The following is a 13,221-nucleotide window of genomic DNA, read 5'->3' as shown; positions in this document are numbered from 1 at the left end:
AAAAATTAAGAAATAACGGTTTCTATACACATACAGCTCATTGTACAATTAAGCATTTGAATAATCTCATCGAACAGGATCATTGTCATGTCAAGAGACGATTTGTCAAATCCGCAGGATTTCAAAGTCTTCGTCATGCTTCACGTACCATAAAAGGAATCGAAACCATTCAGGCCATATATAAGAAAAAACGAAGTTTGTATCAAACAAACTTCGTTTTTTCCACATCCAAGGAATTACAACAATTACTAGCCAATGCTTAAATATTTCTCCCCATTTACCGATTCGTTTATACTTTTTTTAAACTTTGCAACAGAACCCCGCAAATCCTCGCGTGAAAAGCTGGCAAACAGGAGCAGCAATGATGTTAGGAATAGGTGCCCTAGCAATGAACTTTGGTATCAACAATGTGTTAGTCGCTACAAATGAACGGTTATATGTGTTTTTTGTAGATCGTTATTACAATGAAGTCGACTTAAAAATATACTCATTAACTGAAATAGTATATATGAAAACAGTATTAGACCGGAAAGATGGAAGTGAATTTCTATATATAAAATATAAAAATGGAAAAGAATATGTTTTATTAGGAAATAGTGATGATTATAGAGAGTTATTTTCAATAATCAGTGGGCTGAAGATAGCTAGTGGCATAAGGTTAAGTTTACACGATAAAAAATTAAAATGGATGTTAACCATGAAACGAAGTACATTTTATGTAATTATGTATTCAGTTGTTATATATTTGATGTATAGGGTTTATGTTAACTTTATGTTGATGCTATAAGTGAATTACTCACCACTTAGCTGACGCTTAGAGTTAAGGCTAATTGGTAAGTAAGTACGTTACTAGTCATTTATGTTTACTAAGCTATCAGGGGAGCTCTTATCATTAAAAAATAGTGTGTGTAGTTGGATACATCTATGTTACTTACTTCGCTTGTTTTTATGTAGGAAGATAGAACGTTGAATATTTTATTAACAAGTATGCTAGTTATAGTAAAATCTATTATAAAGATATATCTTATATATTAAAAAGAAATAAAGATAAAACTTTTATAGGTTATCAAAAATAGGTAAATGAACTACTCACGTAAGGGAAAATTAGATATGAAAACGTAAAAAATCATAAATAGTAGAAAATGTATCTGTAGTTTCAAGGATTATTAGACTTTCGATTCTACAAAAAAGCAGAAAGCCGATCATATATTTCTACATGAAATCAGAAAGAAATTGATACATATTGAATTATATTTATTTAATTTCTAAAAATTGGTTTATTTTCCTTGTTTTTAGTAAAGGGGTCGGTATTTATCAACAAATTACTCACAATTTGTTCAGATAAGGCTAATATTTGTTAACATTACTCAGTATTTACACATAACACACATTATTATTGATGATTTTTATTAGATGAACCCAACTACATTAGTAACCTCGGAAGATTTGGGGGAATATTATTCACATTGGGTCATATTTTTCCTCATATCCACTGTTTATATATTTTTCCTTCTGATTTTTTGTGGATGTAAATGGGGTATTTTACCGCAAGCAAAGAGTATTTATTTGTATTTTGTGAAGGGTAACCTATAGGCAGAAGGAGGTTTGTATAGATGTGCATAAAAAAAGACTCCTTTTTACAGGATACCTTTCGAGTCGGGTATAAATAAATAGGGAAGTCGAAAAAATTATTAATCAAGTAAACACGAATAGCTCTCCACTTTTGTTTTTTCAAAAATAGAGAGCTTGTTACTGTTATTTTATTTCCATTGCGGTTAACACTTGATCTGTAGTTGTTATTGATACACCAGCACGTACCAAGCGTTCAAAGATACGCATAAATTCTAGTAAATCAAACCGATTTGGCAGCTCAATTACACGAAGTTGTTCCTGTGGTAGCTTATCAATTGCTTCGATAAACCATTCACGTACATCACTCGGAATGGAGCGTTCTTTATGGGAACGAACTTTCAATTTTTCACGCATTTTAATTTCTAAAGCGGTATAAGCATAGAGATTCACTCCCTGATCATATGCATATTTTCTAAATAACATTTCTTCTTGATATCTTAGGTGATTACGGTAATATGATTCTTCAGTTACGGGTACCGCAAATTTTTGTTTTAGTAGTACATGTACGTTTCTAAACATTTTCTTAATGTTATGAAGAGAGTACATGGAATAGTGTAGACCAAAATTAAAGACAGCTAGTTCACGGTCACTATTTCTCTCTTTTGGTATATGTTGCGCAATAAGAGGATAGATACCTTCTTTCGCTGCAGTATCAAGGATTTGATATTGAGATGTTTGATGTAATAGTTTTTTCAATGTATATACAATTTTCGTTGGATATCCTTCTTTTCGATCAACCATATCACGAAGTCCGCGAATTACACTACGAATTTGACGATGACAAGTATGCTTTAATACATGAATGAATTTATTCATGTCTGCAGACAATTCGCCGATATTCATTTCTTGAAGGACCGATTCAATGAATTTGGCTTTACGAGCATAAGTAGCTTTTGCTGTAAATGGATCCCTGTATTGTTCTTCTCCAGATTCTTTCGAACATAAGAAGTCCGAATGGATAGATAGATATAATGTTGTATATCGTTTTGTATGCTTTACACCTTTTTGCATTTTACAAATTTTGAATAGAGGATTGCCTGTACATGGTAATGTAGTTGTTACTTCATCAATCACGGCACGGATCTGGTGTGGATATTTTTTATGTAAGAAACGATACATCCCACCAAAGTGAGTTTTGTTTCCTCTTTCATCCTGCTTATCCAAAGAACGTCTTAACGTTGTTTCTGTATGTTGTTGCATAGCGATGTCTAAGAATAGTTTCTTAGCTGCTACAGATAGTTTAAAGAAATCCTTTGTAAATACAACGGGACTTATATATACGTATGGATTTGCTTTTTCTGTTTCTTCATTCATAAAATGAGTGAGTTTGATTGTATAACGACCATCTACTCCATTTTCAATGGAGATAATGTTATGTAAGTTTAATTTCTTTAATGCGATATAGAATTGAGAGTGTTGGATATAAGCAAATTCTTCTTTATATTGCTTATAGTCTTCCCACATCATATGTATCGTTACATTTGGAATGACACCATTAGTAAAGCATTTTTTATGTAGATATAAGAACACTTCAAGATCTGCATTTGTAATACCATATAACTTATGTCTTTTTCCTGTTTTCTCAGCAATTCCAGACAGTACGCGACGTGAAAAAGATGGTTTAGCTTTTTCAACAAAACCGTCAATATCAGCAATGCGGTCTTCGTATGTCATGTACTGCAAAATATCTTCTAAGTATGTATCTTTGTAACTATAGTATTTTTCCTCAAATGCATTAACAAGCTTTTGCCAAGATTTTAATGTTACTAACACAGCACTTGTTGTTTTTCCATTTAAGCTACGTTGATTAGAAATAATAAATGATTTCCCCATCTTTTTCACCTCCGTTCTTCAAATTCAGAAGTATCTTCCAAAATACTATAAAATGTATCATTTTTGATTATAGCAAATTGAAAAAAGTGAAAATTTCCTCCTTTAAGGGGAAATGTGAAAAGATGAAACGTCCGTTTAAACCTAGTGTTTCAAGGGATTTCGTGAATACTAAAAAAAAATAAAGAACATGATACAGCTATAAATTTTCATTTTTCTAGAAAATGGAGTATTAGATATAAAAGCGTGATCAAAGTCTGATTTAACAATAATTTTACTGCATTTAGATTATGGTGAAAGGAACGTGATATAGATATAGATTTTCATGTTTTTATTTTGGGTACATTTTTGAAGGATTGCTTGAATTGTTTAATTTATGGTATTTATATCCAGTTATTAGGGTTTAAAAGGACCACAATATAGCTATTTTTATTTCATGTTTTTTTTTTTAAGGAGCATGATACCGCTATGAGTTTTCATGTAATGTTTGAAGATAATAACATAGAAAAAGCATTGTAAACGTTGATGTATAAGAGGATAAGTTAAAAAATAAAGGAACATGATGCCGCTATAAGTTTTCAAGTTTAATATTAAACTTGATAGAGGAAATCCTTTTATATCAAGGATGGAGAGGTTAAAAAAGTTTAATGTTTTGTAAATGTAGTGATGCATTTTTATAGTGAAAGGGACATGATACCGCTATGGATTTTCAGTTGGACATGAAAATCCATAGCGGTATTTAATGATTTTGATGTAATTCACATACATACTTCATACTATACAAGTTATAAAAAGTGTAGTTGTTCTATATATTAGATAAAAGAAGTGATATGAGTGATATGGGAAGTTATATCATTCTTGTGGTAGGGATTTAAAGTGTGGAAATCCTAGTAGTATTTCGTTTTTTATATAAGAGAATTCAACTTGCTATATTAATTTAGCAGGAATTGCATACAATTTTAAATTTAACCCAGAAGGAGGGGGCATATGGATAAAGTTCTTCAATTGTTTCGGGATGCATTATTGATATCGGAACCACTTTATAAAAACAATGAGGTGCTGTGGAATAAATGGAATACCTATTACAAGGATGTCAAAGAAGATAATAGCAAGATAGTAACTTCTTCATATCTTTCTCCTTCTTTTTCAATACTAGTACAGTGGCTTGAAAAACAACAAAAAAAGGGGATGTCTTCTTTACAAATATTTATGAAGATAGATCAGTATAAGGATGAAATACATGAGGCAATAAATATATTGATTCAACAGGAGTTCTTAAATACTGTAAATAGTAAGTATGAAATGAATCCGATTTCATTAGAGAATAATGATAAAGTTAAACAAGATGATTATTATGAGGTTAATAACTCTGCTGTTTACTATAGATTGAGAGATGGAATAGCGAAAAATCAATTTGAAGAAGATGAAGAAACAAAAATAAAGTCTTATCCAATTGAAACAAAGGATAGTAATGGATTGGCGCAACTTTCTTCTCATAAAGATGAAGACCTAAGACTCACAAATATAGAGGAAGCAGCAAGATGGAATACACTTGTAGATGGTGTTATGAGTAATATGGATGACTTAACAGCGGATTGTCTAGATACTATCACTATTCAATGGTTGAATGAAGTGAAATCACCAGACGAATTCATTGATTTTTCATATGAACAGGTTTTAGAAATGTGTAGTATTCCAAAAGCAAAAGCAAATGGAATTGAGTATTACCGAGCAGAGGATAAGATTAAAGTCGCTAGAAGGATTGCAGCTTTAGCAAGTATATTTATATACCTTAATGATGAAAATGAGGTTGTAGTATTGAATGATCGTGCAGAACCTGGTAAGTATTACGAAGTAAAACGTGAAGTAATAAAAAGGCTATTTGTATTAGATTCAGTTGTGCTATGGAGAGATAAGAACACCAATGAATACATGGGAATAGAGTCATGTCGCATTAAGCCAGGAAGTTTCTTATCAAGTTATTTATATGGTTCAAGTACTACAACTGCATTACTCTCTAAAAAGGCCCTTGAATATAATAGCTATCGGCATAAGTACCATAAAAGATTAATTCGGTATTTAACGTGGCAATGGAGAATTCGACAAATGTTTTCTAGTTTAAACAGGCCTTATTCTATAGGCGGCAATAAAGGGCTATTGGCAGTAATGGATATTAAACAAAATCAAAAACCGAATAGAATTAGAGACCAATTAGAAAATGTCTTAATGGATCTAGAACAAGAACAGGTTATTTCACATTGGGAATATGAAGATGTCTTAGATGAAGAAAAATTAACAAAAAAGAATTGGTTTAAAAATTATTATTCGCAATTAGGTATTAGAATATTGCCACCTAAAGAATTAATAAATTCAATGGAGAGTTTGATTAAAAAGAAAAATACCAATGTAATACGAGCGGAAAAAGCTGTTATAAAGAAAATTGATAAGCTCATAAACCTGGATGAACGAGAACATTTAATTCGGGAAAAGATGGTATTTCTGCATGCGAAAAAGAAAATAACAATGAGAGAACTTTCTGTAGAAATAGGGATATCGCAACCTACTCTTTCAAGGTTCTACAATCAAAAAACGAAGCGACTTTCAAGTACTGCGAGGGATAAGTTGAATCAGTGGTATAAAAGACAGGTTATAATTGACAAGATGTAATATATAAGATGTTATGGATTTGAAAAACACTAGCATACTTTGTCGCTTTCTATCAAAGGGTTGTAAATGAGCTGTAATCAGGATTAGTTATAAACCGGAAAGGTTAACTAAAAAGAAGTGAATTCAAAATATTAGATATAAATTTTAAGCAACTATTTTTCTTTAGCTTTTTTTATAATTTTGTGGTTTTAATAATAGAGAGAATCCTCTAATTTTTTTAGGGAAAGTGATTTAGTTTTTAAATCATAATAGAGATATTAAGACAAGATCAATCTAAAGAATGATGAGATAAAGCTTTTAACCGCAAGGACTGCGGGGTTAGCCTAATCAATTAGAGGTCGATAGAACTCTTTACTTAGGAATTCCCCATTTTGACACAAGAGAATTCTCTGCATACAATATCGGGACAACATAAATACATCATTATTCACTTAAAGAGCTTTATAAATGGGAATAGAGCTCTTTTTTCTATATTCACACATAATAAGGAAATGTAAGCGTGGAATGACAGTGGCACTGAGAAGAACGCATTGGATGCTACTCGTTTTAATAGGTTTTGAAAAGGCGCCTAGATTAGGTGCCTTTTTACTATGCAACTTTTGATTAGGACAAGCACATATATAAGAATTGAGCTACCCCCACAGTCCTTGCGGTTAGAAGCCTTATCGCTTCATTCTTTAGATTGATACTTGCGTTAATATCCTTATCATGGTGTGTACGACAAGAAGGACAGTCCCATTCACGTAGGTTTAGATTTTTAATGTCTTTATTTTGATATCCACAACAAGAACATAATTGGCTGGAAGCAAATGTTTTCGATACGACAATGACTTGTTTGCCATACCATTTTGCTTTGTATTCTAACATGGATCGAAATTGCGACCAAGATACCTCACTAATTGCTTTTGCTAACTTATGATTCTTTAACATATTCGATACTTGCAAATCCTCTATACCGATAACATCGTGGTTTTTGATGATTTCAGTTGAAATTTTGTCCAAGTAATCTTTTCTAGCATTTGATATGTATTCATGAATTCTAGCTACCTTTACTCGTTGTTTATTCCAGCGAGAAAATGCTTTCATTCTTCTAGAAAGAACACGCTGTACTTTCGCCAATTTCTCTTCTAATGATCGAAAAAATTCCGGATTTTTATAAGTTGTTCCATCTGACAAAATGGCGAAATTTTTTAGTCCTACATCTATTCCAATGTAAGAATGTGTTTTCGGAAGTTCTTGTACTTTTGTTCCAACTAATAGTGACACAAAATATCTACCAGAAGGGTTCCGTCTAACTGTAGCATTTACAATACGTCCCTTTACTTCGCGACTTTTGACAAATCGAACAAGGCCTAGTTTCGGCAACTTTATCTTGTTTTCTACAACAGTAATGTTTTCATTTGTTTGCTTTGTGGTATAAGATTGTACGTTGTTCTTCTTAGATTTAAAGCGCGGTACGCTGTTTTGTTTTTTGAAAAAGCGTATATAAACATCCGCAAGGTTGCGAACAGACGACTGAATCGCAATACTACCCACTTCTTTTAGCCAAACAAACGCTTTCTTCCTGGCAGGAAGTTTGGCAGAGCATGTAACATAGGTCAAGCCTTTTCCTGTCTCTTTGTATGCGTGATCCCATAAGGATAGGAAATGATTGAATACAAAGCGAGAACACCCAATCGTTTTGTTGATTAAAATTGCTTGTGCTTGATTTGGATAGATACGAAACTTATAAGCTTTATTAATCATTTTTTGATCCACCTCCATTTCGGTATATGACTATTATAAATCGAACGTATATTCGATAGATAGTGGAGTAACACTTTGTGTATGTCGAACAATTAAGATGGCTTCCTGCCATCCCTTGTTCGAAGCCAATGCATCTCCCACCTACTCACTGGGCTGTGACCCTTCACGCTCCTTGAGGAAGGAGTCTTCTTGGCTAAAATGATAAATGGAATATTTTTAATTCTATTCGATACTGTACAACATTTTTTACTTGTGAAGTTGTAACGTGTATTCTCTGATTCACAAGAGAATAATCTAGCTCGCATAATATTACATTATTCTAAAAATTAGAATGTTTTTATAAGGTTTTGGGCGAGGGTGGGAGTTAGAAAGATATTACCATAATTTTTTTATTCTATGAAAAAAATCATGGTAATTATTTATAACAAAAAAAGAGGAATGAAATGGTAGAGGACTCTCCCTGAAACAGTATGTTAATTATTTTTTATATTCTAAAAATGTTGAAAATGAGTTATTCAGCTAAGAACGACTTTGTCCACTTGTACATATCCTAATAAAAAACTGTCTGTTTTTTTACTGAAAGGAGGATAAAAAATTGTCGCAAGCAAATATGCCAAATATCACACCTGAAATTATGATCACACGAGAGGACGCAAAAAACTTATTGTTAGCTTCAATCGCTTTAGAAGAGTTAGCACTAAGTCATTTAATAAACTCAGAAGCTGAGAAAATTCAGTATGCATTAGGAACTCTACCAGGACTAAGTACTCCTGTAACTATCAATGATCTGCTGGAAATTAACACGAGTGTTAGAGACGTGTTAAACATTGCTATAAAAAAAGAAATGTTATTAGATGCTAAGTTGAACAATGTAGTGAACTCTCAAGTGACAATAGGAGCAATGGGGGTAACTGGTGCAACTGGTATAACGGGAGCAATGGGAGTAACAGGAGCAACCGGAGTGACCGGAGCAACCGGAGCAACCGGAGTGACCGGAGCAACAGGTGTAACAGGAGCAACCGGAGCAACCGGAGTGACCGGAGCAAATGGAACAACCGGAGTGACCGGAGCAACCGGAGTGATCGGAGCAACCGGGTTAACAGGTGTAACGGGAACAACAGGAGTAATAGGAGCAACAGGTGTAACAGGTGTAACGGGAGCAACCGGAGTGACCGGAGCAACGGGGATAACAGGTCCTTGTCCGACTTGCCCGCCAGGTCCTACAGGTCCAACTGGTCCTACAGGAGGTGGTGTAACGGGAGCACCAGGAGCAGCAGGGGTAACAGGAGCAACGGGTGAAACAGGAGCAACGGGAGTGACGGGAGTAACCGGAGCAACGGGAGTAACCGGAGTAACCGGTTTAGCTATTACAACGAATAATGCAAATTTCGTTACAACAGAGACGCAAACTGTCGCAGATGGTGCACCACTTAATTTAGTCACGAATCAAACAGTAAATGGAACGTTAATTACGCATACACCTTCTACGCCTACCATTACTTTGGCTCCGAATCATACGTATTTGATTGATTATGAAACACAAGCCACGACAGCTTCCACGACAGCTTCCACGACCTTACAACTTAATGGGGTGGACATTACTGGTACAACTGCTATGTATAATACAGTTGCGGGTGTACAAGTAGAACTATCTTCTCATACGATTGTTGTAACAACAGGAAATACACCGAGTACTTTGGAGCTTTTTAATACATCTGGTGTTGCAACTGATTTTACGGATGTTTCCCTTTCGGTTATAGCAATTATGTAGTTTTATTCATTTGCAAACTTATTTACAAATAAATCAAAGTTATTACAGTTAGGAGTGATACAATGTCACAAGCGAATATCCCTAACATTACACCTTCAATAGTAGTCACCAGAGATCAATTGATTCCATTGCTGCTTTCTTCTATTGCAATTGAAGAGTTGGGATTGAGTCATATTCTTAATGCAGAAGGGGAAAAAATTCAATATGCTCTAAGTAACTTGTCACAGCTAGGTGAACGGGTGACTATTGATGAATTGCTTCAAGTTAATAATAGCGTCGTTGGTACTTTGAAAGTTGTTACCAGTCAGGAAATGCTTTTAGAAATGAAATTATCTGGCATTTTAAGTACAGATGTTTCCACTGGAGCATCCGGACCGACTGGGCCGGCAGGGGCGACGGGAGTAACAGGTGTAACGGGTGCAACGGGAACAACGGGAGCAATAGGAACGATAGGAGCAACGGGTGTAACGGGAACAATGGGAGCGACGGGAACAACGGGAGCAGCAGGAACGATAGGAGCAACGGGTGTAACGGGAACAATGGGAACAACAGGAGCGATAGGAGCGACAGGTGCAGCAGGAGCAACGGGAACAACAGGAGCAACGGGTGCAGCAGGAGCAACAGGAACAACAGGAGAAATTGGCCCTACAGGACCGACAGGTGTTTGTCCGACAGGTTGTCCAACAGGCCCAACAGGAGCAACAGGACCGACGGGTGTTGGAGCAACAGGAGAAATTGGCCCTACAGGAGCAACCGGAGCAACGGGTGTAACAGGAGCGACAGGAGCGACAGGAGTAACAGGAACAACAGGTGGAACAGGTCCAGTTGCTGCACCAAGTCCAAGTTATGCAAGTATTATTACTGAAGGTAGTGCTGGTGGTCCGGGGTTTTTAACCTTTGGAACGAATAGGCTCCTTGTTGGTACACTCATTTCTAATACCCCCGGGGGGATTACAATTACACTCGAGCCTGATCATACGTATTATATCGCAGCTCAAGTGGATATGGATGCATTTCAACCAAGTTCGGGTATAGACTGGGGATTATCATTTAATGGTACTACAGTTCTTGATATATATATGTCTAATGAAGCAGGGAATTTACAAACCTTAAAAGGAAGTGTTGTTGTAACTGCTCCAGCTGGAGCACCATCTACAATAATGATGTTTTCAAGATCAAATGACAATCAGAATGTGAATATTAGTATAGTTGCTCTTAATTAAATAGAAAGAAATAATTTTGTAAGGGAGTGAAAGAGATGTCACAAGCGAATATCCCTAATATTACACCAACTATCACTATCGGATTGGAAGATGCTATTAACTTATTATTAGTTTCTGTTGCACTTGAGGAGTTAGGTGTAAGTCATATAATTAACGCAGAAGCGGAAAAGCTTCAATATACACTTGGAACGTTACCGGGATTAAGTACACCTGCTACGATAAGTGATTTGCTTGCAATAAATAGTAGTATTAAAGAAACAATTATAGAATCTATTAAATTGGAAATCGTTTTAGAGAAGAAATTAGAAGAAGTATTAAATACCCCGTTAAAAGGGGCAACAGGGGCAACAGGGGTAACGGGAACAATGGGAACAACTGGAGCAACAGGAACCACAGGAGCGACAGGAGCAACGGGAGCAATGGGAGCGACCGGGGTAACTGGGGTAATTGGTTCAACAGGAGCAACGGGAGCAATTGGTCTAACAGGAGCAACGGGTGTAACCGGCCCAACGGGAGTAACCGGAGCAACGGGAGCAACGGGAGCAATGGGAGCAACGGGTGTAACGGGAGTAACAGGAGTCATAGGAACAACGGGAGTAACGGGAGTAACAGGAGCAACGGGAGTATGTCCTTGTGTAACGGGGCCAACAGGCCCAACAGGGGCAACAGGTGTTGGAGTAACGGGAGCAACGGGAGCAACGGGAGCAACGGGAGCAACAGGATTAACAGGAGCAACGGGAGCAACAGGATTAACAGGAGCAACAGGATTAACAGGAGCAACAGGTGTACAAGTAACTTTCAATAATGCTTTTTTCCGAACAACAGGTACTACTTTAGTAGATTCTGGAGCGCCCATTCCTTTTGCCGAGAATTTTACGCTAAATGGAAATGCTATTACCCATCAAGCAGGATCTCCGGATATTTTACTTGCCCCAAATCAGACTTATTACATCACATATCGTACAAAAGATGAGCTGTTAACCCCAGGATCTATTACCGGTCATGTACAACTACAATTAAATGGAGTGCCAATTCCGGGTACAGATTCACTTATGGATTCTTTACCGGGTGCACCACAAGCGATTACATCGCTCATTTCAAACACAATTATTAATACGACTGGTGATACACCAAGTGTGTTAAACTTAGTAAATCTAGATCCGACAGCACAAAGCTTTGATTTAACTACTTTAACAGTTGTTAAATTACAATAAATTTTATGTTAATTACAAGACAATTTTTCAGATAGAAAGGTGAGAATTATTATGGCTAGTAATGCTGATTTTGGATGTGCTGGGGGCTGTGGATCTATAACCTCAGGTGGATCACCAGCTATACTTTCTACGATTGTAAGAAATGGAGCAACGATTAGTTTGCAGGGTGGATCAAATATTTTACTTGCCCCAAATCATACCTATTTTGTGGAGTACAATGCTGAGTTTGGTTTGCCAGCCCCAAATCAAGTCGTGTCTGTATCACTCCGTTTAAATGGAAGGACTGTTCCAGGATCTCAAACAACGTCCTTCCCGTCAGGATCAGGTAATCTAGTAACGGGTGTTTCTGGTGGTGCTATATTTAATACCCCCGCTAGTCCCAATTCAAGCATCATGCAGCTTTTTGTATTCCCTCCTCCTGGTGTAACAGGTGTAAATTTTAATAGCGCTAATGTTCGGATATCAGATCTAAGTGATATAGGCAATCTTCCAATTACAAAAAATAATGCTGCTGTAGCTGGTTATGGATATGTAAACGTTGAATTTGATGAACCTGTTCCTTTTGTAGAAGATGAAGTAAATAATGGCAGTGGTATTATTTTCTCTTCAGTTAACCCCACTTATATTGAATTAGCCCCTAATGCGACTTATTTTGCCTCCTATAATTTTATTGAATGCCCATTGGAAGCTAATTTACCTGTTTTAGTACAATTAACCCTAAATGATGTGCCTTTAGAGCAAAGTTTATCAGTCGCGCCCCCTCTTACAGATGGTACATCTAGATCTGGTGGTGCTGGATCTGCTGTATTTAATACAGGAGCAGGCCCTAATTATTTGAAATTAGTAAATAAAACACTAAAGGAAATCAAATTTGTTGCGGCAAACATTAATATTATGCAGATTGGGTAAAAAATGATTAACTTGAAAATGGATAAGGGAAAAGTTTTAAATAGAAGAGGGTTATTTGGTATGGAACATTAGCGTTTGAATTAAGAGGAGCAGCAAACTATGAAGCAGAGCCGATCCGTTAAAGAATAAATGTAACCAATCAGATACACACTGAAAATAAAAGATAATGATATGCCGCCATTAATAAACTGCTAAATTAAGGGTATAGCTGAGTATTTACAAATATTTA

8 protein-coding genes and 1 pseudogene are annotated in these 13,221 nt (G+C 35.8%); 7 read left to right on the top strand and 2 right to left on the bottom strand.

All coding sequences use genetic code 11. The features are described 5' to 3' along the window. Both C4S65_RS31960 and C4S65_RS31955 read left to right on the top strand, forming a co-directional pair. A partial coding sequence (locus C4S65_RS31960; protein ID WP_142391608.1) for a DDE-type integrase/transposase/recombinase occupies positions 1–263 on the top strand: 263 nt, incomplete at its 5' end. Positions 264–331: 68 nt separating this feature from the next. Beyond that, positions 332–787 (top strand): annotated as a pseudogene (locus tag C4S65_RS31955) (hypothetical protein); the annotation flags it as partial. Positions 788–1,755: 968 nt separating this feature from the next. On the opposite strand, the gene C4S65_RS31950 reads toward C4S65_RS31955, so the two are convergent. Next, on the bottom strand, positions 1,756–3,465 hold the full coding sequence (locus tag C4S65_RS31950) for a hypothetical protein (RefSeq protein ID WP_103945821.1): 1,710 nt from the start codon (positions 3,463–3,465) through the stop codon (positions 1,756–1,758). 984 nt (positions 3,466–4,449) lie between these two features. Between C4S65_RS31950 and C4S65_RS31940 the strand changes: the two genes are divergently transcribed. Beyond that, on the top strand, positions 4,450–6,129 hold the full coding sequence (locus C4S65_RS31940) for a helix-turn-helix transcriptional regulator (RefSeq protein ID WP_103945819.1): 1,680 nt from the start codon (positions 4,450–4,452) through the stop codon (positions 6,127–6,129). 603 nt (positions 6,130–6,732) lie between these two features. Here the strand turns inward: C4S65_RS31940 and tnpB are convergent. Continuing rightward, positions 6,733–7,875, bottom strand: a complete 1,143-nt coding sequence (tnpB, locus tag C4S65_RS31935; protein WP_103945818.1) for an IS200/IS605 family element RNA-guided endonuclease TnpB — start codon at positions 7,873–7,875, stop codon at positions 6,733–6,735. A 595-nt stretch (positions 7,876–8,470) separates the two neighbouring features. Between tnpB and C4S65_RS31925 the strand changes: the two genes are divergently transcribed. The 4 genes from C4S65_RS31925 (at position 8,471) to C4S65_RS31910 (ending at position 12,992) form a co-directional block, all read left to right on the top strand. Further along, positions 8,471–9,646 (top strand): hypothetical protein, encoded by a 1,176-nt coding sequence (locus tag C4S65_RS31925; protein WP_258043906.1) that lies wholly within the window; start codon positions 8,471–8,473, stop codon positions 9,644–9,646. 62 nt (positions 9,647–9,708) lie between these two features. Continuing rightward, positions 9,709–10,869, top strand: a complete 1,161-nt coding sequence (locus C4S65_RS31920; protein ID WP_258043905.1) for a collagen-like protein — start codon at positions 9,709–9,711, stop codon at positions 10,867–10,869. 35 nt (positions 10,870–10,904) lie between these two features. Then, positions 10,905–12,083, top strand: a complete 1,179-nt coding sequence (locus tag C4S65_RS31915) for a hypothetical protein (protein WP_181032164.1) — start codon at positions 10,905–10,907, stop codon at positions 12,081–12,083. 51 nt (positions 12,084–12,134) lie between these two features. After that, on the top strand, positions 12,135–12,992 hold the full coding sequence (locus C4S65_RS31910; protein WP_103945816.1) for a hypothetical protein: 858 nt from the start codon (positions 12,135–12,137) through the stop codon (positions 12,990–12,992). Positions 12,993–13,221 lie beyond the last annotated feature (229 nt).

It is taken from the genome of Bacillus sp. ok061 (genome assembly GCF_900108285.1).
In the GTDB taxonomy this organism is placed as follows: Bacteria; Bacillota; Bacilli; order Bacillales; family Bacillaceae_G; genus Bacillus_A; species Bacillus_A thuringiensis_S.
The sequence above is the reverse complement of the archived record's forward strand: the minus strand, read 5'-3'. Positions and strand labels throughout refer to the sequence as shown.

What these genes read in the sequence shown, in the direction of transcription:
- C4S65_RS31910 (WP_103945816.1), top strand. Translation starts at nt 12,135, where the DNA reads ATGGCTAGTAATGCTGATTTTGGATGTGCTGGGGGCTGTGGATCTATA.
- C4S65_RS31920 (WP_258043905.1), top strand. Translation starts at nt 9,709, where the DNA reads ATGTCACAAGCGAATATCCCTAACATTACACCTTCAATAGTAGTCACC.
- tnpB (WP_103945818.1), bottom strand. Translation starts at nt 7,875, where the DNA reads ATGATTAATAAAGCTTATAAGTTTCGTATCTATCCAAATCAAGCACAA.
- C4S65_RS31950 (WP_103945821.1), bottom strand. Translation starts at nt 3,465, where the DNA reads ATGGGGAAATCATTTATTATTTCTAATCAACGTAGCTTAAATGGAAAA.
- C4S65_RS31915 (WP_181032164.1), top strand. Translation starts at nt 10,905, where the DNA reads ATGTCACAAGCGAATATCCCTAATATTACACCAACTATCACTATCGGA.
- C4S65_RS31940 (WP_103945819.1), top strand. Translation starts at nt 4,450, where the DNA reads ATGGATAAAGTTCTTCAATTGTTTCGGGATGCATTATTGATATCGGAA.